This window comes from Nocardia sp. NBC_00565, from assembly GCF_036345915.1.
Classification (GTDB): Bacteria; Actinomycetota; Actinomycetes; order Mycobacteriales; family Mycobacteriaceae; genus Nocardia.
Genome location: NZ_CP107785.1, coordinates 4,160,852 through 4,185,373 on the forward strand (window position 1 = coordinate 4,160,852; position 24,522 = coordinate 4,185,373).

Annotated in this window: 28 protein-coding genes; 8 read left to right on the top strand and 20 right to left on the bottom strand. The window is 66.8% G+C overall.

Annotated elements, in window-relative coordinates:
- Positions 1-25: 25 nt before the first annotated feature.
- Together OG874_RS19915 and OG874_RS19920 are read left to right on the top strand one after the other, a co-directional pair.
- Positions 26-691, top strand: a complete 666-nt coding sequence (locus OG874_RS19915; RefSeq protein WP_442943365.1) for a TetR/AcrR family transcriptional regulator — start codon at positions 26-28, stop codon at positions 689-691.
- 166 nt (positions 692-857) lie between these two features.
- Complete coding sequence (locus tag OG874_RS19920; RefSeq protein WP_330256628.1) at positions 858-1,439, top strand: DivIVA domain-containing protein; 582 nt, start codon at positions 858-860, stop codon at positions 1,437-1,439.
- Between the two features lie 24 nt (positions 1,440-1,463).
- Here the strand turns inward: OG874_RS19920 and ruvB are convergent, their stop codons facing one another.
- The 4 genes from ruvB to OG874_RS19940 all read right to left on the bottom strand — a co-directional run bounded on the left by ruvB (position 1,464) and on the right by OG874_RS19940 (position 4,298).
- Entirely contained in the window at positions 1,464-2,549 is a 1,086-nt protein-coding gene (gene ruvB, locus OG874_RS19925) for a Holliday junction branch migration DNA helicase RuvB (protein WP_330256629.1), read from the bottom strand.
- 6 nt (positions 2,550-2,555) lie between these two features.
- Complete coding sequence (gene ruvA, locus OG874_RS19930; RefSeq protein WP_330256630.1) at positions 2,556-3,161, bottom strand: Holliday junction branch migration protein RuvA; 606 nt, start codon at positions 3,159-3,161, stop codon at positions 2,556-2,558.
- Complete coding sequence (ruvC, locus tag OG874_RS19935; RefSeq protein ID WP_330257345.1) at positions 3,158-3,727, bottom strand: crossover junction endodeoxyribonuclease RuvC; 570 nt, start codon at positions 3,725-3,727, stop codon at positions 3,158-3,160. The genes ruvA and ruvC overlap by 4 nt, the downstream gene beginning before the upstream one ends.
- 88 nt (positions 3,728-3,815) lie before the next feature.
- Positions 3,816-4,298, bottom strand: a complete 483-nt coding sequence (locus OG874_RS19940; RefSeq protein ID WP_330256631.1) for an MmpS family transport accessory protein — start codon at positions 4,296-4,298, stop codon at positions 3,816-3,818.
- 114 nt (positions 4,299-4,412) lie between these two features.
- Here OG874_RS19940 and OG874_RS19945 point away from each other — a divergent pair, with 114 nt between their 5' ends.
- Complete coding sequence (locus OG874_RS19945; protein WP_442943366.1) at positions 4,413-5,879, top strand: alpha/beta hydrolase; 1,467 nt, start codon at positions 4,413-4,415, stop codon at positions 5,877-5,879.
- A gap of 41 nt (positions 5,880-5,920) precedes the next feature.
- On the top strand, positions 5,921-6,058 hold the full coding sequence (locus tag OG874_RS19950; RefSeq protein WP_330256632.1) for a hypothetical protein: 138 nt from the start codon (positions 5,921-5,923) through the stop codon (positions 6,056-6,058).
- A 188-nt stretch (positions 6,059-6,246) separates the two neighbouring features.
- Here the strand turns inward: OG874_RS19950 and OG874_RS19955 are convergent, their stop codons facing one another.
- On the bottom strand, positions 6,247-7,230 hold the full coding sequence (locus OG874_RS19955) for a GlxA family transcriptional regulator (RefSeq protein ID WP_330256633.1): 984 nt from the start codon (positions 7,228-7,230) through the stop codon (positions 6,247-6,249).
- A gap of 19 nt (positions 7,231-7,249) precedes the next feature.
- On the opposite strand from OG874_RS19955, the gene OG874_RS19960 reads away from it, so the two are divergent.
- Complete coding sequence (locus tag OG874_RS19960) at positions 7,250-7,966, top strand: NADP-dependent oxidoreductase (protein WP_330256634.1); 717 nt, start codon at positions 7,250-7,252, stop codon at positions 7,964-7,966.
- A gap of 44 nt (positions 7,967-8,010) precedes the next feature.
- On the opposite strand, the gene OG874_RS19965 is transcribed toward OG874_RS19960, so the two are convergent.
- Complete coding sequence (locus tag OG874_RS19965; protein WP_330256635.1) at positions 8,011-8,262, bottom strand: hypothetical protein; 252 nt, start codon at positions 8,260-8,262, stop codon at positions 8,011-8,013.
- A gap of 356 nt (positions 8,263-8,618) precedes the next feature.
- Between OG874_RS19965 and OG874_RS19970 the strand changes: the two genes are divergently transcribed.
- On the top strand, positions 8,619-8,825 hold the full coding sequence (locus tag OG874_RS19970) for a DUF5988 family protein (RefSeq protein ID WP_330256636.1): 207 nt from the start codon (positions 8,619-8,621) through the stop codon (positions 8,823-8,825).
- 57 nt (positions 8,826-8,882) lie between these two features.
- Here the strand turns inward: OG874_RS19970 and OG874_RS19975 are convergent, their stop codons facing one another.
- Both OG874_RS19975 and pdxT read right to left on the bottom strand, forming a co-directional pair.
- Positions 8,883-9,635 carry a YebC/PmpR family DNA-binding transcriptional regulator gene (locus OG874_RS19975; RefSeq protein WP_330256637.1) on the bottom strand — a complete coding sequence of 251 codons (753 nt, stop codon included), beginning with the start codon at positions 9,633-9,635 and terminating at the stop codon, positions 8,883-8,885.
- 162 nt (positions 9,636-9,797) lie between these two features.
- The gene (gene pdxT, locus OG874_RS19980) at positions 9,798-10,448 is read right to left on the bottom strand and encodes a pyridoxal 5'-phosphate synthase glutaminase subunit PdxT (protein ID WP_330256638.1); all 651 of its coding nucleotides are present in this window, start codon (positions 10,446-10,448) and stop codon (positions 9,798-9,800) included.
- 219 nt (positions 10,449-10,667) lie between these two features.
- Between pdxT and OG874_RS19985 the strand changes: the two genes are divergently transcribed.
- Positions 10,668-12,359: an APC family permease gene (locus OG874_RS19985; RefSeq protein WP_330257347.1), complete on the top strand. Its 1,692-nt coding sequence runs from the start codon at positions 10,668-10,670 to the stop codon at positions 12,357-12,359.
- 21 nt (positions 12,360-12,380) lie between these two features.
- Here OG874_RS19985 and OG874_RS19990 read toward each other — a convergent pair whose 3' ends face one another.
- Together OG874_RS19990 and OG874_RS19995 are read right to left on the bottom strand one after the other, a co-directional pair.
- Positions 12,381-12,617 carry a hypothetical protein gene (locus OG874_RS19990; RefSeq protein WP_330256639.1) on the bottom strand — a complete coding sequence of 79 codons (237 nt, stop codon included), beginning with the start codon at positions 12,615-12,617 and terminating at the stop codon, positions 12,381-12,383.
- Between the two features lie 136 nt (positions 12,618-12,753).
- Positions 12,754-13,575: an acyl-CoA thioesterase gene (locus OG874_RS19995; RefSeq protein WP_330256640.1), complete on the bottom strand. Its 822-nt coding sequence runs from the start codon at positions 13,573-13,575 to the stop codon at positions 12,754-12,756.
- A gap of 132 nt (positions 13,576-13,707) precedes the next feature.
- Between OG874_RS19995 and OG874_RS20000 the strand changes: the two genes are divergently transcribed.
- Positions 13,708-14,334 (top strand): hypothetical protein, encoded by a 627-nt coding sequence (locus tag OG874_RS20000; protein ID WP_330256641.1) that lies wholly within the window; start codon positions 13,708-13,710, stop codon positions 14,332-14,334.
- Between the two features lie 271 nt (positions 14,335-14,605).
- On the opposite strand, the gene OG874_RS20005 is transcribed toward OG874_RS20000, so the two are convergent.
- From OG874_RS20005 to OG874_RS20050, 10 genes are all read right to left on the bottom strand, one after another.
- Complete coding sequence (locus OG874_RS20005; RefSeq protein ID WP_330256642.1) at positions 14,606-15,097, bottom strand: hypothetical protein; 492 nt, start codon at positions 15,095-15,097, stop codon at positions 14,606-14,608.
- Between the two features lie 234 nt (positions 15,098-15,331).
- Positions 15,332-16,234, bottom strand: a complete 903-nt coding sequence (gene pdxS / locus OG874_RS20010; protein WP_330256643.1) for a pyridoxal 5'-phosphate synthase lyase subunit PdxS — start codon at positions 16,232-16,234, stop codon at positions 15,332-15,334.
- Between the two features lie 257 nt (positions 16,235-16,491).
- Positions 16,492-16,620: a hypothetical protein gene (locus OG874_RS20015; RefSeq protein WP_330256644.1), complete on the bottom strand. Its 129-nt coding sequence runs from the start codon at positions 16,618-16,620 to the stop codon at positions 16,492-16,494.
- 164 nt (positions 16,621-16,784) lie between these two features.
- Positions 16,785-17,822, bottom strand: coding sequence for an NUDIX hydrolase (locus tag OG874_RS20020; RefSeq protein ID WP_330257348.1), 1,038 nt, complete (start codon positions 17,820-17,822; stop codon positions 16,785-16,787).
- A 19-nt stretch (positions 17,823-17,841) separates the two neighbouring features.
- Positions 17,842-18,966, bottom strand: a complete 1,125-nt coding sequence (locus tag OG874_RS20025; RefSeq protein ID WP_330256645.1) for a glycosyltransferase family 4 protein — start codon at positions 18,964-18,966, stop codon at positions 17,842-17,844.
- Positions 18,963-19,961: a phosphatidylinositol mannoside acyltransferase gene (locus OG874_RS20030; protein WP_330256646.1), complete on the bottom strand. Its 999-nt coding sequence runs from the start codon at positions 19,959-19,961 to the stop codon at positions 18,963-18,965. Before OG874_RS20030 ends, OG874_RS20025 begins: the two co-directional genes overlap by 4 nt.
- Positions 19,958-20,641 carry a phosphatidylinositol phosphate synthase gene (gene pgsA / locus OG874_RS20035; RefSeq protein ID WP_330256647.1) on the bottom strand — a complete coding sequence of 228 codons (684 nt, stop codon included), beginning with the start codon at positions 20,639-20,641 and terminating at the stop codon, positions 19,958-19,960. The genes OG874_RS20030 and pgsA overlap by 4 nt, the downstream gene beginning before the upstream one ends.
- 1 nt (position 20,642) lies before the next feature.
- Positions 20,643-21,242 carry an HIT family protein gene (locus tag OG874_RS20040; protein WP_330256648.1) on the bottom strand — a complete coding sequence of 200 codons (600 nt, stop codon included), beginning with the start codon at positions 21,240-21,242 and terminating at the stop codon, positions 20,643-20,645.
- A 71-nt stretch (positions 21,243-21,313) separates the two neighbouring features.
- Positions 21,314-23,365 carry a threonine--tRNA ligase gene (gene thrS, locus OG874_RS20045; protein ID WP_330256649.1) on the bottom strand — a complete coding sequence of 684 codons (2,052 nt, stop codon included), beginning with the start codon at positions 23,363-23,365 and terminating at the stop codon, positions 21,314-21,316.
- Positions 23,366-23,709: 344 nt separating this feature from the next.
- Complete coding sequence (locus tag OG874_RS20050) at positions 23,710-24,522, bottom strand: (2Fe-2S)-binding protein (protein WP_330256650.1); 813 nt, start codon at positions 24,520-24,522, stop codon at positions 23,710-23,712.

The window sequence follows — 24,522 nt, forward strand, 5'->3', positions numbered from 1 at the left end:
ATCAATGTGAATCGCTTTTCACGGAATGACACCTCATTCCGTTTGTGAACACAGTATCATTGTGCCCGTGACGAAGCCATCCACGCGTGCCGAGCGACGTAAAGCCGAACTCCGGCAAGAGATCATCGACACCGCGTTCGTCTGCTTCGCCGAAAAGGGCTATCACGCCACCGGCATCGCCGATATCGCCAATGAGCTCGGCATCGGCCACGGCACGTTCTACCGGTACTTCAGCAATAAACGCGAGATCATCGACGTGGTCGTCGACGATCTGGCCGGTCGGATCATCGAGGCGCTCGGCACCGACAACGCGCCGGACGCCGCCACCTCTCTTGACGAATACCGCGCCCAGATCGATCGCATCGGCGCCGCGCTCACCCGCATCCTCGTCGACGACCGCCGGGTCGCGCAGTTGCTGCTGTTCCACGCCACCGGCATCGATGACGAACTCACCGCGCGGCTCTACGGCCTGCTCGATATGGCCGACGCGCTCACGGCCGGCTACCTCTCGCACGGCGTCGAGCTCGGCTACCTGCGCGCGGACCTCGATACCAAGAACACCGCGAAGGCGGTGACCGGCATGCTGATCGCCGGCGTCGTGCAGGGGATGCGCAATCCGGACGAGAACGCCGTCAATGGACTCAACGAGGCGATCCGGCGGCTGTTGATCGATGGCGTGCGCAAGGACTGAACCCGCGCCGGGTGAATCCGGCAAATCTGCAGCGGATGCCCGCCGCTGCGGGGACTAAGGTGTGACCCAGATCGACTGTGGCCAACGGGGGCAACACGTGTTCGGCAGAGACCGCCTAGTTCGAAAAAAGCGTATTCGACTTGAGCAGGGCAGCGCCCCTGGAACAATGTCGCAGGTGACCCCTGACGACGTGCGCCGAATCCACTTCGCCATGCCACCTGTGGGACACCGCGGCTACCACGCCGATGAGGTCGACGCCTTCCTGGAACTGATCTCGGCGACACTGGACGGCCAAGGCGTACTGACCGCCGACGACATCCGCCACGTCGCATTCGACGCGCCGCGCTTCGGCGGCCGCGGCTACCAGGCCGACCAGGTCGACGAATTTCTCGACCGAGTGCGCGTCGAACTGGAATTCCGGCAGCGCGGCACCCGCCCGGTGCCCGCGGGCGGCAACGGTTCCGGCCCCGCTCCGCTGCTCACCCCCGACGATGTCCACCGCATGCAGTTCACCCAGGCCCCGGTGGGGCGCCGCGGCTACGACACCGAAGAGGTGGACGCTTTCCTGGACCTGGTCGCCGCCACCCTCGCCCACGGCGGCCCCAGCAGCCTCACCATTCCCGACGTCCGCGCCGTGCGCTTCACCGAAGCCCGCCTCAGCACTCGCGGCTACCAGCGCGACGAGGTCGACGCATTCCTGGACCTGGTCGTCACCGCCCTGGAACGCACAGCCCAACACCACCGCTAGACCGGCCGCACGGCGCGCGCTGAATCAGTCGAAGAGGTCCAGCGTCGGATGGGGCTCGCGGCCGCGCACTTCGATCGAGCCGAACACCAGATCTGGCGGTGGCACGAGGCCGAGGTGCTCCCACGCGGCGGCCGTCGCGACGCGGCCACGTGGCGTGCGGGCGACCATGCCCGCACGGACCAGGAAGGGCTCGCAGACCTCCTCGACGGTCGCGGCCTCCTCCCCCACGGCGACCGCGAGGGTGGAGACGCCGACGGGACCGCCGCCGAAGCTGCGGACCAAAGCGCCCAGGACGGCACGGTCGAGGCGATCCAGGCCGAGGACGTCGACGTCGTAGACCTCGAGCGCGGCTTGGGCGATGGGGCGGGTGATCACACCGTCGGCGCGGACCTCGGCGTAGTCGCGCACGCGCCGGAGTAGGCGGTTGGCGATGCGCGGGGTGCCACGGGAGCGGCCCGCGATTTCGGCGGCGGCGTCGCGATCGATGGTGACGCCGAGGATATGCGCCGAGCGCAGCAGGATGCGCAGTAGTTCGTCGGGATCGTAGAAGTCCATATGGCCGGTGAAGCCGAAACGGTCGCGCAGCGGGCCGGTGAGCGCGCCGGAGCGGGTGGTCGCGCCGACCAGGGTGAACGGGGCGATATCGAGCGGAATCGATGTTGCCCCAGGGCCTTTGCCGACGACCACGTCGACGCGGAAGTCCTCCATCGCGAGATAGAGCATCTCCTCGGCGGGCCGGGCGATGCGGTGGATCTCATCGATGAACAGCACATCGCCCTCGACCAGATTGCTCAACATCGCCGCCAGATCGCCCGCGCGTTCCAGCGCGGGCCCCGACGTAATGCGCAGTGCCGTACCGAGTTCCGCGGCGATGATCATCGCCATACTGGTCTTGCCGAGGCCGGGTGGTCCGGACAGCAGCACATGGTCCGGGGTACCGCCGCGCTGTTTGGCGCCGCGCAGCACCAGCGCGAGCTGTTCGCGCACCCGCGGCTGGCCGATGAAGTCCTCCAGCGATTTCGGGCGCAGGTTGGCCTCGATCTCGCCGTCGGATTTCAGATAACTTGCGGTGACCTGGGACTCGGCGTCCGGTTCGAGATCATCTGACATAACGGACTAACGATTCTTGCCGAGTGAGCCGAGGGCTGCCCGCAACGCGGTCGAGGTATCGGCGGCGGGCTGTTCGGCGAGCACCGCGTCGACCGCGGGCTCGGCCTGTTTGGCCGGGAACCCGAGTCCGATCAACGCCTCGACGACCTGCTCGCGGACCGGTGTGATCACCGGCGTCGGCGCACTTCCGGGCGGTCCCGCCTGCACCGGAACGAGATTCACCTTGTCCCGTAGTTCGACCACCATGCGCTCGGCCCCACGCTTGCCGATGCCGGGCACCCGGGTCAGCGCCGCCACATTGCTCTCCGCGAGTGCCTTGCGCAACGCCTCGGGCTCGAGTACCGCGAGCACCGCCATGGCCAGCCGCGGGCCGACACCGGAGACCGTCTGCAGCAACCCGAACAGATCGCGCGCCTCGGTATCGGCGAAGCCGTACAGCGTCATCGAGTCCTCGCGCACGATCATCGCCGTGTACAGCCGGGTATCTTCGCCGCGGGTGAGCGTGGCCAGTGTCGACGGGGTCGCATTGAGCCGGTAGCCGACACCGGCGGCCTCGAGCACCGTGTGGTCGAGCGCGATCTCCAGCACCTCACCACGCACCGACGCGATCACGGGCGCACCACCTTCCGTTGTTCGGCAAGCCGCCGCGTATACCGCTGCCGCGCCTCGGCCGCCTGTGCCTCGGCCTTGGCCATGCGATCCAGCAGCGGTGCCCGCCAACAATGACAGATCGCCAACGCCAGCGCATCCGCCGCGTCCGCGGGTTTCGGTGCGACCCGCAGGCCGAGGATCCTGGTCACCATCGCCGTCACCTGGGCCTTGTCCGCGGCGCCGTTGCCGGTGACGGCGGCCTTCACCTCACTGGGCGTGTGGAACGCCACCGGTATCCCCCGGCGCGCCGCGGCCAGCGCGATCACGCCGCCCGCCTGCGCGGTGCCCATCGCGGTGCGCACATTATGCTGGGCGAAGACCCGCTCGATCGCGACGGCCCCCGGTTCATGGGTGTCCATCCAGTACTCGGCGGCGTCGGCGACCTGCAGCAGCCGCTGCGCGAGGTCCATATCCGCAGGGGTGCGCACCACATCGACGTCGATCGCGGTCACCTTCCGCCCCAGCCCGCCTTCGACGATGCTGAGGCCGCACCGGGTGAGCCCCGGATCGACGCCCATCACCCGCACACGATCCCCTCTCGAAGACACGAACAACTGTTCGAGAGTCTAGTGGACGGGGCGGGCGCCGTTCGCCAGCGACACGGTGTCACTCGCGTCAGTCGAAGGTGTGGTAGCAGCTCACATACGCGTACGAGCCGGAGTCCGAATCCTCGACAATCACCTTGCCGTCACGCAGAATTCGGCAGCTCACCGTGCCCCCGGTGGTCCCGCTCATGGTGGCCGACACCCGACCCGAACGAACGAATCCGGTCAGCGTCACCGCCTTCGTCCACGGCAGCGGCGCGTCGTTATCGCTGGTGGTGTCGAAATCGCCACTGGTGTAGGAGATGTCGGCGGACCCGGTGCCGGAGATCTCGTAGGTCACCGAGATCTCCTTCTTCGACTCCTTGTCGATCCGGTAGGCGATGGAGCCGAACACCGCGACGCATCCGCCGACGGTGAGCACGATCGCAAGGAATACGCCGCCCAGCACCCACGGCCAGACGGGTTTGCCCTTGGGTGGCTGCGGTGGGTATCCCGGGTACCCGGGATACCCCTGGCCATAGCCCGGGTACTGCGGCGGCGGCTGATAGGTCATGTGCACCCCTCCTGAATCCTGCACGACCGACCCTTGGACCTTACCGGAGCACACCCAGGTTCGCTGAAGCCAATTCACAGGCTTTCTCGAGGAACGGTCTCGACAATGCCGTAGGTGCCCGTTGCCCGTGCTCTGCTCGCCGCGCCCGCGGCTCCCGTGACACCGCCACCACCGCCGCGGCTGCCGTCGGCGAATCTGAACCCGAACTATCAGAACACCTTTCACCATGGCATTTCGCTGCTGCACGGCTGGTTCCCGCTGACGGTGGAGCTGGTGGCGGTGGCCGCGCTGATACTGGCGATCGGCTGGCGGACCAAGCGCTGGCGGCTGGTGCTACTGCCGGTCTGCGCGCTGCTCGGTGCCGCGGGCGCGGTGGCCGCGTGGGCGTATGTGAACGATCAGGGGCTGGCGTCGGATCCGGCGCCGCTCGAGTTGTGGGCCTGTGTCGGTATCGCGGTCGCGGCGATCGCGGTGGCCGCGCTCGGCTGGCGCAGTGCCCGATGGTGGCGGCGCGGTCTCTCGGTCCTCGCTGTGCCGCTCGCGTTGCTGAGCACCGGCATCGTGCTCAACCAATGGGTCGGCTACTACCCCACGGTGCAGTCCGCGTGGAACGCCCTCACCGCCGGGCCGCTGCCCAACCAAACAGATATCGATGCGCTGGCGGCACTGCGCAATACGAACGTCACCGCGGGCAAGATTGTCCCGGTCCAAATCCCCGACGCGGGCAGCGGTTTTCCGCATCGGACCGAGTATGTGTACCTGCCACCGGCCTGGTTCGCCGGTCCGACACCGCCCACGCTGCCGGTCGTCATGATGATCGGCGGCGAATTCAACACCCCCGCCGACTGGATCCGCAGCGGCCAGATCATGCCCGAGGTGGACAAGTTCACCGCCGCCAACGGCGGCCGCGCCCCGATCCTCGTCTTCGTCGATTCCAGCGGCAGTTTCAACAACGACACCGAATGCGTGAACGGTCCGCGCGGCGACGCCGCCGACCATCTGACCCGAGATGTGCCCGGCTACCTCGAATCTCGCTTCGGAGCCTCGGCGGATCCGGCGAACTGGGCGGTGGTCGGCTGGTCCATGGGCGGCACCTGCGCGGTCGACCTGGCCGTCATGCACCCGGAATTGCTGCACACCTTCGTCGATATCGCGGGCGATATCGGCCCGGTCTCGGGCACCAAAGAACAAACGATCCAACGCCTCTTCGGCGGCGACGCCGACCGCTGGGCCGCCTTCGACCCGCTGACGGTGATGGCGAAACACGGTCCCTACACCGGTACGGCCGGCCTGTTCGACGACCTCACCCCACCCAAATCCGGCCCGGGATCCCATGGCGGACGCCAGTCTTCGGCGACCGATGACGACGCCGTCGGATTCGGCGGCCACGACGGAGTCGTCGATACCGGTGAGGTCGGCGCGGCCGAAAAGCTGTGTACCCAAGGCCGTGAGGTCGGCATCGACTGCACCATCCACACCACCCAGGGCGGCCACACCTGGCAATTCGCCTCGGCCGCGTTCACCTCGTCGTTCCCCTGGATCGTCGCCCGCCTCGGGCTCCCCGTACCCGAGGCGACCTGAGCGGACTACTGGGCCCGCAAACCGATTGCGGGGTAAATGAATTGGTTGGTGACGAGGTCCGCGGCGACGACGCCTTCGGGCACCTGCTGACCGCGACCACGCAGCACACCGGTCACGGCCGTGATGGCCCGATCGACCCGGTCGGTAAGGAGGCATCGGCCTGTTCGGGCCGCACGTAGCCCTTGGCGATCACCCGAGCGCACCGGTATGCGAGGCCGAGTTGCGTTGGGCCACATGACTTCCCTCGCCGGACAGCCACCGGGCCGGATAGTCGCGCGTACCACCCGAACCCACGAACTGCTACCCGCCGCCGATCCACCGGTACGGCAACCACTGGCCAGCTGACCAACGTGCGCCGAACAGCGACTCAGCCCAGCGAATCCGCTTCCGCACGAAATGTCCGGCGATAGGCCAGCGGCGAGACACCGATCGAATCGTGCAGGTGCTGACGCAGGGAACTGCCGGTGGCGAAACCGACCTCGCCCGCGATGCGATCCACCGTCATATCGGTCAACTCCAGGAGTTGGCGGGCGCGGAAGATGCGCTGCTGAATCAGCCAGCGCCCCGGACTCATACCGACCTCATCGCGGAAGCGACGGGCGAAGGTGCGCTTGCTCATTCGGGCCCGTACGGCGAGATCGTCCATGGTCAACGGCAATTGGAGGTTCTCCAGTGCCCAGTGTCTGGCGACGGCGGTGCCGGCCGAGGTCGACGGCGGCACCGGTTGCTCGATGAATTGGGCCTGACCACCGTCGCGCCACGGCGGCACCACACAGCGACGAGCCACCGCATTGGCGGCCGCGCTCCCATGATCGCGGCGCACCAGGTGCAAGCACAGATCGATGCCCGCCGCGGCTCCCGCCGAGGTGAGCACATCATTATCGTCGACGTAGAGAACATCGGTATCCAGTCGCACCCGAGGAAAGGTGCGCCGGAACAGATCGGCCACATTCCAGTGCGTCGTGGCCGCCCGGCCGTCGAGCAGCCCGGCCGCGGCGATCACGAACGCTCCGGTGCAGATCGCCACGATACGAGCACCCGGCCGGATCCGCGCGAGCGCCGCCGCGACCGGCAGCGGAAGCGTCCCGCCGCGCGTCATATCGATATCGCAGGCCGGGACGACCACCGTGTCGGCTGTTTCCAGCGCCCGGCTGTCCTGCTGGACGGCGATCGCGAAATCGGACCGGCTGGGCACCGGTGCGCCATCGATCGAGCAGGTGCTCACTTCGTAAAGGTCTGCGGCGGTACCGAATACCCGGCTCGGCGTGCCGAGCTCGAACGGATACACCCCCGGTAACGCGAGTACGACCACCCGATGTCGCGCCGACTGTCCATCCGAAGCACCGACCATGGCACGATCATATCGAATAATGGCAATCGTGCCATTTCCCTGGACTGCCGCCGACGGCAAGCTCGACGATATGAACGACACCACCATGCGCGCGATCAGCCAGAACGTCATCGGCGGCCCCGAAGTCCTCACCGAGGTCGAGCTGCCGATCCCGACCCAGGCCGCGGCGATCCCCCTTGCCGCTCTCACCGCCTGGCAGGCCCTCATCGACACCGCGAAACTACAAGCCGGGCAGCGCATTCTGATCCACGCGGCCGCGGGCGGAGTCGGACACTTCGCCGTCCAGATCGCCAAGGCGCGCGGCGCCCACGTCATCGGCACGGCGAGCGCGGCCAATCACGAACTCCTGCGCGAACTCGGCGCCGACGAGGTGATCGACTACCACACAACCGATTTCGCCGAGGCGGTCCGCGATATCGATGTGGCGCTCGATTCGATCGACGACGAGAACAGTCTGCGGTCCATGCGCACCCTGCGCCCCGGTGGCCTGCTGGTCTCGCTGCGCGGGTTCAGCACGGTTGATCTGGTCGCTGAGGCAGAAAAACTGGGCGTCCGGGCCATCCGCATGCTGGTGGAGCACGACCATGCCGGGATCACCGCGCTCGCGGAACTCGTCGAATCCGGAGCGCTGCGCCCCACCATCGCCGGCGTCTTCCCGCTCACGGATGCCGCGAAGGCGCATACGCTCGGCGAAACCGGCCGCACCGTTGGCAAATTGGTGCTCACCGTGCTGTGAGCGATCGGCCGCACCCCTCGGACAGCCGATCGCGGCAACAGCGGTCAGCGCTTCATGGCGTGACCTATCAGAATGTCGCCACCCCACCAGGTGAGTCGCCCGGCGATCGCCAGGTACAAGAAGATCGCGAGGTACACCAGGGTGGCGCCGTAGTCATCGGCCCAGCCCGGCATCCGGTTCACCGTCGCGCACGCGGCGATGAGCAGGATCAGTCCCGTCGCGACCGCGAGCGGGGCCAGGGTGATATTCAGGTCGGCGGAGTGGCCGGAACGCTCATCGGCAAGGGATCGACTCATGATGGCGGGTCTCTTTCCGGGTGGGCAAGTGCTCGTGAACCATGTATCAGCAATCCGGCCGCAATCGTTACGGCGAGCCGATTTGCGATTGCGACCAGCTGCGCCATATCTGCGAAAACGACGGATTTCACATAAGGTCCTGCGGCTTCAACTCGAAGCTATGAGGTCGCAGGATCTGCACTGCCCCAGAAAATACGAATAGCAAACTTTTGGCAACCACTAATCCGTCACGCCGGACATCGCCATCGAGAGACACGCCGATCCATGGCAGGGTTTCCGCAGTACAGACCGGTCGGATGGATTGTTATTGATCGAGATTGTGGCATGCGTCACACCGGACACCTACCATCCGAAGCATGAGCAATGTGGTGAAGGCAGTCCTCGAAGGTGGGCCGAAAGACCTGCCCGCTCGCATCGTGCCGATCACTCCACCGGGAATCGAGCTCAAGGTCGAATACCGGGGCGGCTATGAGCACTTCAAGATCACCAACCGGGAGGAGGACACCCCCGAAGGGCGGCTGCCGGTGTACGAGTGGAGCGATCGCACCAGAATCGCGGAGTAGCCATATGCGATCGGGGCGGCCCGCACATATGCGGACCGCCCCGAGACACCTACGAGTTCAGTCCTCCAGCTGGGCCAGGATCTCGTCGGAGATATCGACGTTGGTGTAAACGTTCTGCACGTCGTCGCTGTCCTCGAGCGCATCGACCAGCTTGATCACCTTGCGCGCGCCATCACCGTCGACCGCGACCGACATCGACGGCTGGAAGCCGGATTCGGCCGAATCGTAGTCGATTCCGGCGGCCTGCAGCGCGGTGCGCACCGCGATCAGATCACTCGGGTCGCTGATGATCTCGAACGCCTCGCCGAGGTCGTTGACCTCCTCGGCGCCCGCGTCGAGCACGGCCATCAGCACGTCGTCCTCGGACAGCCCGTTCTTCTCCAGGGTCACCACACCCTTGCGGTGGAACAGGTAGGCGACCGAACCCGGATCGGCCATATTGCCGCCGTTGCGGGTCATCGCGACGCGCACCTCGCCCGCGGCGCGGTTGCGGTTATCGGTGAGGCACTCGATCAGCACCGCGACACCATTGGGGCCGTAGCCCTCGTACATGATGGTCTGCCAGTCGGCGCCACCGGCCTCTTCACCGCCGCCGCGCTTGCGGGCGCGCTCGATGTTGTCGTTGGGAACCGACGACTTCTTCGCCTTCTGGATGGCGTCATAGAGCGTGGGGTTCCCCCCAGGGTCACTGCCACCAGTGCGGGCCGCCACCTCGATGTTCTTGATCAACTTGGCGAAGAGCTTGCCGCGCTTCGCGTCGATCCCCGCCTTCTTGTGCTTGGTGGTGGCCCATTTGGAGTGGCCGCTCATTCCCTACTTCCTCCAGTCGACAGCACGTCTGATCGTGCGCACGGTACCCGCACCGGCCGGGTAGACAACTTCCCCAGCCTACTCGTCGGGCCGCGACGACTTTCCGAGGGCACATGCGCTCGCCCCTACGACGAACCTGGCCACATACCGCGCCCGATCGGCCTATCCGGCGTCGCGAACCAGATCGACGAACATCTTGTGCACCCGCAGATCCCCCGTGACCTCCGGATGGAACGACGTAGCGACCACGTTGGCCTGCCGCACCGCGACGATCCGCCCGGCGAACGGCCCGCTCGGCACCGTGGCCAGCACCTCGACACCCGCGCCCGCGCGCTCCACCCACGGCGCCCGGATGAATACCGCGCGCATCGGGCCCCCGGTCAGGCCTGCGAATTCCAGATCGGTCTCGAACGAGTCGACCTGACGGCCGAAAGCATTGCGCCGCACCGTCATATCGATGCCGGACAAGTGCTGGGCGTCCGGGCGGGTATCGAGCACCTCAGAGGCCAGCAGGATCATCCCGGCGCAGGAACCGAAGGCGGGCATGCCATCCCGCAGCCGCGCACGCAGCGGTTCGAGCAGTTCGAAGACCTCGAGCAGCTTGCTGATGGCGGTTGACTCCCCGCCGGGCAGCACCAGCGCATCGACCGCGGCCAGCTCCGAGGCGCGCCGCACCAGCATCGGTTCGGCGCCGCACTCCGCGAGCGCCGCGACATGTTCACGCACGTCACCCTGCAGGGCCAGCACGCCGATGGTCGGCCGGTCCGAAGTCTGCTTGGCGCCCGGTACGGGCGAGGCGACCGATGCGTTCACGCCGTCGAGCTTACGAGGCGCGGCGCTGTGGTCCTGCTCACGGTCGCCGTCAACGTTGCATCAAGACGCGGTGCATTCCGGAAAAATCGGTCGACACTCGCAGATGTGATTGCTGTGTTGCCACGCAAGACGCCGGAGCCGCGTGGAGAAGCGAATACTGTGTCGTCGCGCCGGGGGTTGACGGTTTCCACCGGATTGGCGGGGCTGTCCCTCGATGCCATGGCATCGGTCTCCTACGGTCCGGAAGCGATCGTGCTGGTGCTGGCCACCGCCGGTGGCGTCGGACTCGGCATGACCCTGCCGGTGACGCTGGCGATCGCCGCCCTGCTCGCCGTGCTGGTCGCCTCCTACCGACAGGTGATCGCGGCCTTCCCCGATGGCGGCGGCGCGTACGCGGTGGCGAAGCGGCATCTCGGCCATCGCACCAGCCTGGTCGCCGCGGCCTCGCTGATCGTCGACTACATCCTCAATGTCGCCGTCTCCATCGCCGCGGGCGTGGCGGCACTGACCTCGGCGTTCCCGGTCTTGCACGGGTACACGGTGTGGATCTGCCTGGCAATCCTGGTCGGGGTCACCGCGCTGAATCTGCTCGGCATCCGTGAAAGTGCGCGCGCCTTCATGATTCCGACCGTCGTTTTCGTAGCCGGCATCTTCGCCGTGATCATCGGCGGACTGGTGCGCTCGGAACCGGCCGCCGTCACCACCGGGGTCGCGGCCGTCAGCGATATCCACACCATCGGAGTGCTGTTGCTGCTCAAGGCATTCTCCAGCGGCTGCGCGGCGCTCACCGGCGTCGAGGCGATCGCGAATGCGGTACCCAGCTTCGACACACCGCAGGTCAAGCGCGCGCAGCGGGCGGAAGTGGCGCTCGGCGCGCTGCTCGGCGTCATGCTCATCGGGCTTGCTGTCCTCATCGAGAAGTTCTCGCTGCGGCCGATCGAGGGCACAACGGTACTGTCCCAGCTGACCGAGGCCGCGCTCGGACACGGAATCGGTTACTACGTTGTGCAATTCGCGACCGTCGTACTACTTGCCCTGGCCGCCAACACTTCCTACGGCGGACTGCCCACACTCACCCGGATCCTGGCCGACGACAACTGTCTACCGCACCGGTTCGCGGTCAGCTCACCCCGTCAGGTGTACCGCTACGGAGTGCTGACCCTCGGCATGACCGCCGGCGTGTTGTTGATCGCGGCGCGCGGCGAGATGAATGCGCTCGTGCCGCTGTTCGCGATCGGGGTCTTCGTCGGTTTCACCATCGCGCAGATCGGCATGGTCCGGCACTGGTGGCAGACGCGCGTCGATGGCTGGCGCTGGCGGACCGCGCTCAACGGCTTCGGCGCGCTGCTCACCTGCGTCGCCGCGATCGTCACCACGGCAATGAAATTCACCGAGGGTGCCTGGCTGATCGTGCTGGTGCTGCCCGCGCTGGTGCTCGGCATGGAACGCATCCGCGGCGCATACACCAGGATCGGCGGCCGCCGCGGCAATGGCACGATTCCGGACCAGCCGCAGGCCAGCGGCACCGCGATCGTGGTGCCGGTCTCCGAGGTCTCCGATTTGAGCCGCGAGGCACTCTCGGCCGCCATGTCCATCGGCAAAGACGTTGTCGCCGTGCATGTCTGCCTGCCCGGCGAATCGGTGCGGGCCTTCACCAAGGCGTGGGAGGCATGGCATCCCGAGGTCAGGCTGGTGCTGCTCGAGGACAGCGACGCCACAGTGGGCGGACCCGTCGCACGCTATGTCCGGGAGAACTTCGCCGGACGGCGCAAGGTCGTTGTCATCGCCGAGATCGATCCACCGCTCGGCTGGGACCGCGTGCTACCCAGCCATCGCAGCGACGAACTCGAACGCGAACTACGTCGGATGACCGACACCGTGGTCTGCCACCTGCGCGTTCAGGTGGTGTGAGCCGCATGAGCGGCCACTCGGTCAGCGGGTGAATTTACAGCTCTGGTAGCCGCTGCTCGCATAGGTGCTGCGACCGGGGTCCAAGTAGTCCGAATCGCCCTGACCGTCGGGGCGGGAGTACAGCCAGACCGTCGCATTGGTCTGGTTGTCCAGCCCGCCCTTCCCGATGGCTATGTTGTAGGTCCGGTACTCGTCCGGGTTGTCGATCCGGTCCGAATAGCCGGATCCGTTCTGATAGGTGAAGCTTCCGACAGCCACATTCCTGCCTCCATTCTTGACGTTATGAAACCGTCGTTCCTGGTCGGCGACTTCTGCGCGGCAGTCTACGAGCGTCGTGAGACAAAACCGACCGATCGGCATTTTCCATCAATGGGAATAGCGGGCCGTTATGCCGTCAGTCCTCGCGCAATGTGCGAATCAAGCCCTCTTGCACAACCGCCGCGACCAACTGACCCTGGCGGCTGAAAATCTTGCCGCCGGTCAGTGCGCGGCCGAAGCCCGCGGACGGGGAGGACTGGTCGTAGAGCAGCCACTCGTCGGCGCGGAACGGGCGCAGGAACCACATGGCGTGGTCCAGGGAGGCGTTCTGTGTGGGCTCGTCGGGGTGGTTGACCTTCGAGGAGCCGAGCAGGGTCATATCGCTCATGTACGCCAAGGTGCACACATGCACTACCGGATCGTCGGGCAGCGGGTGCCGGTAGCGGAACCACACCTGCTGCTGCGAGACGACGCCATCGCGGGGGATCACGACCTCTTGCGGCACGGTGCGAATATCCCAGTGCTCCCACTCGCGCATCAGCCACAGCCGCTCCGTACTCAGCGTGGTGCTGGCATCGGGCAGTTCGTCCGGCCCCTGCACCGACGGCATCTCATCCTGATGCTCCGGGCCTTCGTCACCGATATGGAACGACGCCGACATGGTGAAGATCGCGGCGCCGTCCTGCACGCCGGTCACCCGACGAGTACAGAAGGATCGGCCATCACGGATCCGCTCCACCAGGTACACGGTCCGCTCTTCCGGATTGCCCGGCCGCAGGAAGTACCCGTGCAGCGAATGCACTTGGAACCGCGGCTCCACCGTCCGTACCGCCGAAACCAGCGCCTGGCCGGCAACCTGTCCGCCGAATGTGCGCGGGAGCTGGGTCTTGGTGGACGCGCCACGGAAGATGTCCCGCTCGAGCCGCTCGATTTCCAGCGCCTCTTCGATTGTCGCCATGGGGCTGAGATTATCCCGCGAGCCCACACGGGCACCGCGCGGATGGCCGGTGATCCTTCGGCAACGAACGCACCCACCGCCTAGAACGGGGTGCCGGCAGTGGACGACGACTCCGTTTGATGGGATGGTTCGGTGCCGCATTTCGATCCGATCACCCGTGACGGTCTTGTCGAACTCGTCGCGGGCCGCATCCTCGAACTCGGCGGGCGCGTGCTGATCGCGATCGACGGAGCCGACGCGGCCGAGCCCGTGGCCATCGCGGACCGCATCGCCACGGCGCTGCGTGACACCGGGCGGGCGGCCGAGGCGGTCTCGCTGCACGACTACATCCGTCCTGCCTCGCTTCGAATGGAATTCGGGCGTACCGACGAGATGTCCTATCGCACTGCGTGGTTCGATTACGCCGCGCTCGACCGCGAAGTCATCCGGGCGCTGCGTGACGACGCCCGCTGGCTGCCCGCGCTATGGGACGAGGAGCGCGACCGTTCGGCCCGCTCCCCCATCCGTGCCGCGGCTCCCGACACCGTTCTGCTGGTCGCGGGCCCCATGCTCTTCGGGCGCGGTCTGCACTTCGATTTGACCGTACGGCTCGATATGTCCCAATCCGCGCTGCGCCGCCGCACCCCGGCCGAGGAGCGGTGGACCATTCCCGCGCTCTTGCGCCACGACAGCGACAATCCGTACACCCCAACGTTTTTCATCCGCTGGGAACATCCGAATCGCCCCGCACTTCGTATCGACGACACCGCTCGTCGGTAACGTCGCTCGTAGGCAAGGTCACGATTTCCGGGAACGATCCGCCTCATCCTGAAATCCCCTCCCCTCCTTGCAATTGTTTTGCGGTGTAATCGCTTTCACGTTTGACGTAAGGCAATACATAGTTAGATGCGCATATCATAGTAACCAGATGTTTTGTGGCACTCCCCCACTGCCGAATTCAGCGAACACGACAAAGGTGGTGAGCGTATGCGCTCACCACCTTCGAATGTCGCTGCGGCCCGGCCGAACCCACAGCGGCCGGGAGCAGAGACTAACCGCAGGCCGGGGACTGCTGTCCGAGGTTGGTCAGCATGGTGCAGGCCCAACCCTTTTCGATCTTCCACTTGCCGTTTTCGGCGACGAAGGGCACATCGACGATGTTCTCCTGACCGTTGATGGTGAACTTCGCCTTGGCGTTGAGCGCGTCGCCGAAGGCGTTCACCTCGGTGACCTCGGCCTTCGCGCCCGCCTGCTGGTAGGCCTGGGCCAGCCGGCCGGGCAGCTCCGGATCCGCCTGCGCGCCCTGGACCAGATCCAGCTTCTCCGCGTTCGGTACCGACGGGTCGAGCGCGCGGAGCAACTGGGCATTGAGTTCGGCGACGGTCGGAGTCGGCGGGAGGTTCGCGTTCGACTTCGTGGTCGAGCTGGTCGCGGTCGGTGTAGTCGGTGTCTTCGAATCATCGCCGCCACACGCCGACAGGCTCAGTGCCGCCACGACAGCCAGGCCGGAAATCGCGATACGTCCGGTCTTACGAAGCTTCAACTGCTCGTCCTTTGCGTTCGAATGGGTTGCGCTGTCCCGACGGCGCTCCCACCCGGACTGCCGCCGGCACGCACCGAATCCCGAAGCTACCCAGGAACTCTGTGGCGGCAATAAGGCAACGATGAGGGCCGTGACAGCTTCTGCTACGCGACCAACGCCGAACCCCGACATTGCCGTCCTACGCACACGAGCGGGGACTCCGCTGAGTCCCCGCTCGTCACGACAATCCGCAGCTCACCAACCGCGCTCGGCCAGCCGGTGATCGACCGGTAGCTCCTCGACATTGATGCCGACCATGGCCTCGCCCAGCCCGCGCGAGACCTTCGCCAGCACATCCGGGTCGTCGTAGAAGGTGGTCGCCTTGACGATGGCGGCGGCGCGCTCGGCCGGGTTGCCGGACTTGAAGATGCCCGACCCGACGAACACACCTTCGGCACCGAGCTGCATCATCATCGCGGCGTCGGCGGGGGTGGCGATGCCGCCTGCGGTGAACAGCACGACGGGCAGCTTGCCGGTCTGGGCGACCTCCTTGACCAGCTCGTAGGGGGCCTGCAGCTCCTTGGCCGCGACGAACAGTTCGTCCTCGGGCAGCGATGACAGCTTGCGGATCTCACCGCGGATCTTGCGCATGTGGGTGGTGGCGTTGGAGACGTCACCGGTGCCCGCCTCACCCTTGGAGCGGATCATGGCCGCGCCCTCGGTGATCCGGCGCAGCGCCTCGCCCAGGTTGGTCGCACCACAGACGAAGGGAATGGTGAAGTTCCACTTGTCGATGTGGTTGGCGTAGTCGGCCGGGGTCAGCACCTCGGACTCGTCGATGTAGTCGACGCCGAGACTCTGCAGGATCTGCGCCTCCACGAAGTGGCCGATGCGGGCCTTGGCCATGACCGGGATGGAGACGGCGGCGATGATGCCGTCGATCATGTCCGGGTCGCTCATCCGGGAGACGCCGCCCTGCGCGCGGATATCGGCCGGAACACGCTCCAGCGCCATCACCGCGACGGCACCGGCGTCCTCGGCGATCTTGGCCTGCTCGGGGGTGACGACATCCATGATCACCCCGCCCTTGAGCATCTCGGCCATCCCGCGCTTCACGCGGGCGGTGCCGATGGTGTTGGTGGTCTCGGGCGTGGTCACGGCAAACTCCTGAGTCATATGCGCCAATCGGGTCGCTCGGAACTGACGACACTGATTCTAGGCGGGCCGATCAGGCCACTTGATAGCCAGTTGGACAGCACTGGCCTTGCTCCGACCAGCGGGTCTGCACGCGATCGGTATCGACTGGACCGATCGAGGGGTGCTCGGGAGGTGGCGGGCACGCGGATCCGGTGCGGAACTGGATTCGCCGGGCCGGCGCATTATTCCGCCGCCCCGGCGAACACCGGGTTTTCGTACTAGAGCGGGCCGATGACCAGCAACTGCGACCAATATTCCGCAGCGCCGGGACCCAACAACGGCAACAGGAAATCGAACAACAGGTAGGACATGTACTGCTTACCTCCACGCACCAACGGATATCTCACTGCAGTGGAATCACCACCGGAATCCCCGGTAGCGCTTCCCCATGAGCACTACCCAGGCGGCATCAATCCAGTCGCGACGCTATCACGATCGTGAAACACATCACAGGTGAAAGATCCAGGCGCGCAGGTGGATCGCAGGGGTAGTTGATGCCAAGGCACCGCGCTCAGCGGATGGAGCGCACCTCGGGGTCTGTGTCTCCGGATGCGGCCGCGGCGGCCTCGGGGAGCAGTTGGTCCAGGTGGTAGGGGTAGACGGTTTCACCGGTGTGATCCAACGCGACGATGTCCGAACCGGTGCACCACTTGTTGGCGGTGATGCTGCGACGCTCGACGGCGGTCAGATTGCCCGCCTTGGGGTCGTAGGCCGGTACCCGCAGCGCGAAGAACAGTTCCTCGGCGCGAATGAGCTCGCCGTCGAAGGGGAACACCGCGACCCGCCGCCAGATCGGCCCGCGCAGGTTCGCCGGGTCAGCGGTGTAGCCGGTCTCCTCCCACAGTTCCCGCACCGCGGCGCTGCGCAAGGTCTCCCCCGGTTCGACGCCGCCGCCGATGGTGAACCAGAAGGAGACGTCCGGAGTCTTGGGGTCGTTACCGCGCATCAGCAGCACCCGATCCTGTTCGTCGAGCAGTACGACCCGCGCGGACGTGCGGACGGTGTCGACAGCCAGACCGGTCGAAGCCGCGGGGGTGGCGCGCTCACTGATCTCGAAGTAGGTCGGCAGCGGCGCGGTACCCCCGAGGTGCAGGATGCGGACCGGACGACGGGTGCGCAGGGCGAGGGTGTCACGGACGGCGTCGTTGTGAAAGCGACGCGCGATCAAGACGCGGGCCTCGGCGTCGGCGAGTTCGGCGACCTGTTGCGGACGTAGCCGGGCGATATCGATCGCGGAAAGCGCTGCCGAGAGCTGGTTTTCGACGGTCTCACGATCGGCGCGACCCGCTCGCTCCGCGCGATCCGCCAGCGCGGCTAGACGTTTGGCCTGCTCGGACGGTGCCGAATCGGGACCCGCGATGGCGACGGCGACGGACCTGGCCACCACCGCGCGCCGGGCCAGCGCCGAGTCCAATGCCAGCCACGACTGGTCCGAACGCACGTGCAGCCGGTCGAGCCGGTTGGCGGTCGAGGCCGCCCATAGACCGATCGCGACGATCACCGCCGCGATCAGCGCGAGAACGAGAACCGCTGTCGCGGAGAAAGTAATCATCTGGAAGCCCTCACCCTCATCCGGCAGCCCGGACCCGGGTGTCCCCGACGGTCACCGTCTCGTACACGCGCAGGATCTGTTCGGCGACCACGGGCCAGTCGTATTCGCCGACCACCTGGTTGGCGGTGTGGACCAGTGCTCCGCGGCGGACGTCGTCGGTGAGCAAGGTGTCCAAGGCCGCGGCGAGGCGGGCCGAATCTCCCACCGGGACCAGCATGCCCGCCGTTCCGTCGCGCAGCACGCGCCGGAACGCGTCCAAATCGCTTGCCACCACGGCGGTTCCGGCGGCCATCGCCTCGATCAGGATGATGCCGAAGCTCTCGCCGCCGAGATTGGGCGCGACATAGACATCCGCACTGCGCATCGCCGAGGCCTTCTCCGCATCCGAGACCTGCCCGAGGAAGCGCAGATGCCGGGCGAGCGGTCCGGCCTCGCGACGCAGCCGGTCCTCCTCACCGCGCCCGACGATGAGGATCTCGACATCCGGATGCCTGCGCACCAATTGGGGCAGCGCGCCGAGTAGCACCTCTATCCCCTTGCGGGGTTCGTCGTAGCGACCGAGGAACAGCACCGTCCTGCCCACCCGCGGATAGCCCGGCAGCATCGGCGCGCGTGCGAAGGCGGGCACGTCGACGCCGTTGGGAATCTCCACCGCGTCGGAGCCGAGCGCCTCCACCTGCCAGCGCCGTGCCAGCTCCGAGACGGCGATCCGGCCGCTGATCTTCTCGTGATACGGCCGCAGCACGCCCTGAAAGGTGCTCAGCACCAACGATTTCGTGGTCGAGGTGTGGAAGGTCGCGACAATCGGCCCTTCGGCGATCTTCAGCGCGAGCATGGACAGGCTGGGCGCGTTCGGCTCATGGATGTGCAGCACATCGAAGTCGTTGCCGTCGATCCAGCGGCGAATTCTGGTGTAGGCCATGGGACCGAAGGACAGCCGCGCGACCGAGCCGTTGTACGGAATCGCCACCGCGCGACCGGCCGACACCACGAACTCCGGCAGCGGTGTGTCCTCGGACGCGGGCGCCAGCACGCTCACCCGATGGCCGCGCTCGATGAAGACCCGCGCCAGTTCCACGACATGGGCCTGCACCCCACCGGGAACATCGAACGAATAGGGGCAGACCATGCCGATTTTCATGGCTTCTTCTCCCCTTGGGCACTGTCGATCCCGGCCTGCGCCGCGGCGATCCTGGCTCGCCGCTGCGCCGAAAGGTCGTCCTCCCATTGTGGCTGCAACATGTGCCAATCGGCCGGATACTCGGCGATATTGGCCGCGAACCGATCGGCCAGGGCCTGGGTCGCCGCCGCCACGCCGCCCGAAACATCCAGCGGCGCTTCGGTCTTCATACCCCAGCCCTCGCGGCCCTCGGCATCGACGGTGAACCAGACGTGCACCGGGATCAGCGCCGCGCCGGTTTCGATCGCCAACTTGGCCGCGCCGGCCGGCAACCAGGTGCGCTCGCCGTACATGGTCACCGGCACGCCCTTACCGGTCAGGTCGCGCTCCCCCATCAGGCATACGACCTTGTTCTCGCGCAGGCGGGCCGCCAGGATGGGGAACGGCGGCTGCTCACCGCCGGTCAGCGGGAACACCTCGAAACCCAGGCTCTCCCGGTAGGCGACGAACCGCTCGAACAGCGACTCGGGCTGCAGCCGTTCCGCGACGGTCGCGAGCCCGCCGTGATTGGCGACCAGCCAGACACCGGCGGCATCCCAGTTTCCGGAGTGCGGCAGCGCCAACACCGCACCGTGCCCCTGCGCGAGCGCCGCCTCTAGGTTCTCCACCCCGTCCAAGGGGGAACTGGTCAGCGCCGCATGGTCCATCGTCGGCAGCCGGAAGGCTTCGCGCCAGTAGCGCGCGTAGGAGCGCATGCTCGCCCGGATCAGTTCATCGGGGACCTGCTCGGGCGTCACACCGGTGACGCGAGCCAGGTTGCGCCGCAACTGATTCGGCGCACCACCCGTGCGGAACGCGCGATTCGCCTTGTCCGCGGCCCGACTACCGCCCCAGTCGAACGCCCGGCGCGCCGTCGATTCCGGCAAGATCCGCACCAGGCGCCAGCCGGCCGCGTAGGCCCAGTCCGTCAGTCCGGACTTGATCCGCGAGCCGAAACCGTGGGGCTGGGAACTCACGAGGGCGACTCCGTCGCGTCCGCGGGGTTCTGCGGTTGCGCGGGCGGGATCACATCCCGTGCGCCCGGCGAGTTCCGGACCGCGAGCACCCGCTGGAACACCGTGACGATACTCAGCACCGCCAGCGTCCACATCGCCACGTGCACGGCCCAGGTCAGCCATTCGATCCCCCAATAACCGCCGATACCGGTCAATCCGGCGCCGACCAACACAATGATCAGCCGATCCGGCCGCTCGATCAGCCCGCCGTCCGCGGACAGTCCGCTCGCCTCGGCGCGCGCCTTGGCGTATGAAATCACCTGGGAGGTAACCAACACCACCAGCGTCGCGAGGAACAGCGGCTTACTGTTCTCGTGATACACCGCCCACCAGGCCAACCCGGCGAAGATGGCGCCGTCGGCGACCCGGTCGCAGGTGGCGTCCAGGACCGCACCGAATTTCGTACCGCCGCCGCGGGCCCGGGCCATCGCGCCGTCGAGCATGTCGAACATGACGAACAGCCAGATCACCATGGTTCCCCAGAACAGGTGTCCGGTCGGGAACAAGGTTGCCGCGGCCGTGACCGAGGCGACGGTACCGATCACCGTTATCGCATCAGGGGTCAGCCCGGTCTTGACGAGCGCTTTGCCCAGCGGCGCAGTCGCTTTGGAGAACGTCTCGCGGCCGAAGAAGCTCAGCACCCTACTCGACTTCCTTCCACGCCGCCGAGAGCAGAGCCCGAGTTTCGCGCAGCAACTGCGGCATGACCTTCACGCCGCCGACAACGGTGATGAAATTCGCGTCCCCGCCCCAGCGCGGCACGATGTGCTGATGCAGGTGGTCGGCCAGCGAACCGCCCGCCACCCCACCGAGATTCAGGCCGACGTTGAAACCGGCGGGCCGCGAGACCCGCTTCATCACCCGAATCGCCTGCTGGGTGAAGGCCATCAGCTCGGCACTTTCCGCAGGCGTGAGGTCCTCGAGGTTGGCGACCTTGCGGTAGGGCACCACCATCATGTGACCGGGGTTGTACGGGTACAGATTCAGTACGGCGTAGACCTGCTCACCGCGCGCGATGACCAGACCGTCCTCATCCGACATCTTCGGGATATCGGTAAAGGGATGTCCGGTCGCATCTTTCGGTGTGGCGGTGGCCGCCTCGGCGATATATGACATCCGGTACGGAGTCCACAATCGCTGCAACCGATCCGGCTCGCCCGCCCCGGTATCCACGATGCTCCCCTGCTCGGCCGAGTCCGCGTTCAATTCCGCGAGCCCGTCCGGCACCGTGCGCTCACTCATGCTCTGTCCGATCTGGTATGAGTGGGGACCCTGCGTGGTTACGCAAGCTTCCTCCTCCGGGCCCTGACCACTCATACCGTGCCCTTCACCACAAAACCCTCAGCAGTCGGTGAGGCGTTCTCCCGGTTCGCGATCCACGCCGCGATGGTGGCCACCGCCGCGGCGACCGGCACGCCGTTGACCTGGGTGCCGTCCCGGAAGCGGAAGCTCACCGCGCCCGCGTTCACGTCTCGCTCACCGGCGAGCAGCATGAACGGGATCTTCTGCGCGGTGTTGTTGAAGATCTTCTTCTGCATCCGGTCGTCACTGCGGTCGACCTGCGCGCGGATACCCGCGTCCCGCAGCTGCTCGATCACCGAATCCAGATGCGGCGCAAAGGCTTCCGCGACCGGGATGCCGACAACCTGAACCGGCGAGAGCCAGGCCGGAAAGGCGCCCGCATAGTGCTCGGTGAGCACGCCGAAGAAGCGTTCGATCGAGCCGAACAGCGCGCGATGGATCATCACCGGGCGCTGCTTGGTGCCGTCGGAGGCGGTGTACTCCAGGTCGAAGCGCTCGGGCAGGTTGAAGTCGAGCTGGATGGTCGACATCTGCCAGGTGCGGCCGAGCGCGTCCTTGGTCTGCACCGAGATCTTCGGGCCGTAGAACGCGGCCCCGCCCGGATCCGGCACCAGCTCCAGTCCGGAATCGGTGGCCACCGTGCGCAGGGTCTCGGTGGCTTCCTCCCACATCTCGTCGGAGCCGACGAACTTCTGCGGATCCTTGGTCGAGAGCTCGAGGTAGAAGTCGTCGAGGCCGTAGTCGGCGAGCAGACCGAGCACGAACTGCAGCGTGCTGGTCAACTCCGCGTGCATCTGCTCCTTGGTGCAGTAGATGTGCGCATCGTCCTGAGTCATGCCGCGCACCCGGGTCAGGCCGTGTACGACACCGGACTTCTCGTAGCGGTAGACCGAGCCGAATTCGAACATCCGCAGCGGCAGTTCCCGGTACGACCGGCCGCGGGACCGGAAGATCAGGTTGTGCATCGGGCAGTTCATCGGCTTGACGTAGTAGTCCTGGCCGGGCTTGCGGACGGTGCCGTCCTCGTTGAGTTCGGCGTCCAGGTGCATGGCCGGGAACATGCCGTCCTTGTACCAGTCCAGGTGACCGGAGACCTCGAACAGATGACCCTTGGTGATGTGCGGGGTGTTGACGAATTCGTAGCCCGCGGCCACATGGCGACGACGCGAGTACTCCTCGAGCTCCTTGCGGATGATGCCGCCCTTCGGGTGGAACACCGGCAGGCCGGAACCGAGCTCGTCGGGGAAGCTGAACAGGTCCAGCTCCAGGCCGAGCTTGCGGTGGTCGCGGCGCTCGGCCTCCTCGAGCAGGTGCAGGTGCTCGTCGAGGGCCTCCTGCGACTCCCACGCGGTGCCGTAGATGCGCTGCAGATCCTCACGGTTCTGGTCGCCGCGCCAGTAGGCGGCGGAGCTGCGGGTCAGCTTGAACGCGGGGATGAACTTGGTGGTCGGGATGTGCGGGCCGCGACACAGATCGCCCCAGACCTTCTCGCCGGTGCGCGGGTCCAGGTTGTCGTAGATGGTCAGCTCTTTGCCGCCGACCTCCATGACCTCCGGATCGTCGATGCCGGACTTATCGCTGATCAGCTCGAGCTTGAACGGCTCCTTGGCCAGCTCGACGCGCGCGTCCTCGACCTCGACCACCCGGCGCGAGAACCGCTGCGCGCCTTTGACGATCTTCTTCATCCGGGACTCCAGCTTGGCCAGATCCTCGGGGGTGAAGGGCTTGCCGACCTGGAAGTCGTAGTAGAAGCCGTCCTTGACGGGCGGCCCGATGCCGAGCTTGGCCTCGGGGAACTCCTGCTGCACGGCCTGGGCAAGCACGTGGGCGGCCGAGTGCCGGATCACGCTGCGGCCGTCCTCGGTATTCGCGGCGACTGCCTCGACCTCGACCTCGGTCTCCGGGATCCAGGACAGGTCCTTGAGTCCCTCCGCGTCGCGCACCACGACAATGGTGTCGGGCCCCTTCGTCGGCAAGCCCGCCTCGCGCACCGCGGCACCCGCCGTCGTCCCGCCCGGCACCCGGATGAGGGCGACAGGGCTGATAGGTGCTGAGGTGGTCACGGCGAGAGACTCCTTGGCGTTCTCTGGCGGGCGTGTTCCCGCACTGCTGCAGGCGGTTGCCCACGGGTCATCGGCGGAGGCGATTTTGCTCCGGCGCGACCATGCTATCGGCACCCCACCGGCCCCGCGCCGATGGACTCGCCTCCCCACCCCGCGCATCCTCCCCCACACTCACGCGAAACCCACCCCACCGCCCCACCCGCCGTTCTGGCCCCTTGATTGATCACCATGCACTCGTGCAGGCAAACATCGAGAGCGCCCGCTGATGGGTTGCGATGCCTGCGCTCCGGCACGGCAGTGGCTGTTGGCGAGTTGTGATGTCCGTGATGCGCCGTTGCGGGCATTCAGCTTTCGGCGGCGAGGTTCGCCAACAGCGCCTTGCGTTCGGCGGCGGGTCGTTTCGGGCAGCTGGTGCACATTTCGCACCGGGGCACTTCGAAGACCAGGCAGCACGAGATCCGGCGTACAAAGGTGCGGCCGCCGACGTTGACGAATCGCGGCACCGGCAGCTTGCCGCCCACCTCCTCGGCCAGTCGTGCCCCCGCCTCCGGCGCACCCGCATCGAGGGCCCTGTTGCCGATCGCGTCAGCGGCAATCGCCCACAGCGACGGCACACCCGCACCCGACACCGCCGCGACCGGGGCGATCACCGTGGCAAGAGTCTCCCGCAACGCCCGCACGCAAGCCGGCCCCAGCGGATCGCTACTGCCACCCGGCGCCCCGATACCGACCGCGCGCGACTCGTCCGCACCACCTTCGCTCGCATCAGCATGAACGCCATCGGACTCGCGGGCGACCGAGACACCGGATTCACACGGTGCGGCGGTGGATTCGGACACCGACGCCGCGGCAGGCTTCAGCGGCAGGGCGGCAACGTCGTCTGGCGCGGATTCGTCGACGAGCGGGAGGATGTGGACGCGTTCTATGCCGCCGTCGGGGCGGACTTCGCAGTCGAGGCGGTCCAGGAACGCTTCGGGGGCCGGTTCGCCGTGAGCGTAGGCGCGGGCGATTTGTTCGACCAGAGCCGAGGCCACCATGCACCACCACAGGGTGCCTGCGATGCGGGGCTGGGTGGTGCCCCAAGAGTGGCCCATCTCCGCGATGCGTGCGGCCAGCCAGTCCGGCTCGGTGAGGGTCCGGCCGGGAACGGTGTTCAC

Bases quoted from the DNA above. Each gene is read 5' to 3' on its own strand.
- OG874_RS19965 (WP_330256635.1), bottom strand. From the start codon at position 8,262: ATGAGTCGATCCCTTGCCGATGAGCGTTCCGGCCACTCCGCCGACCTG.
- OG874_RS19970 (WP_330256636.1), top strand. From the start codon at position 8,619: ATGAGCAATGTGGTGAAGGCAGTCCTCGAAGGTGGGCCGAAAGACCTG.
- OG874_RS19940 (WP_330256631.1), bottom strand. From the start codon at position 4,298: ATGACCTATCAGCCGCCGCCGCAGTACCCGGGCTATGGCCAGGGGTAT.
- OG874_RS19920 (WP_330256628.1), top strand. From the start codon at position 858: ATGTCGCAGGTGACCCCTGACGACGTGCGCCGAATCCACTTCGCCATG.
- OG874_RS19960 (WP_330256634.1), top strand. From the start codon at position 7,250: ATGGCAATCGTGCCATTTCCCTGGACTGCCGCCGACGGCAAGCTCGAC.
- ruvB (WP_330256629.1), bottom strand. From the start codon at position 2,549: ATGTCAGATGATCTCGAACCGGACGCCGAGTCCCAGGTCACCGCAAGT.
- OG874_RS19995 (WP_330256640.1), bottom strand. From the start codon at position 13,575: ATGGCGACAATCGAAGAGGCGCTGGAAATCGAGCGGCTCGAGCGGGAC.
- OG874_RS20025 (WP_330256645.1), bottom strand. From the start codon at position 18,966: ATGAAAATCGGCATGGTCTGCCCCTATTCGTTCGATGTTCCCGGTGGG.
- OG874_RS19985 (WP_330257347.1), top strand. From the start codon at position 10,668: ATGGCATCGGTCTCCTACGGTCCGGAAGCGATCGTGCTGGTGCTGGCC.
- OG874_RS19975 (WP_330256637.1), bottom strand. From the start codon at position 9,635: ATGAGCGGCCACTCCAAATGGGCCACCACCAAGCACAAGAAGGCGGGG.
- OG874_RS19955 (WP_330256633.1), bottom strand. From the start codon at position 7,230: ATGGTCGGTGCTTCGGATGGACAGTCGGCGCGACATCGGGTGGTCGTA.
- OG874_RS19915 (WP_442943365.1), top strand. From the start codon at position 26: ATGACACCTCATTCCGTTTGTGAACACAGTATCATTGTGCCCGTGACG.
- OG874_RS20040 (WP_330256648.1), bottom strand. From the start codon at position 21,242: ATGAGTGAGCGCACGGTGCCGGACGGGCTCGCGGAATTGAACGCGGAC.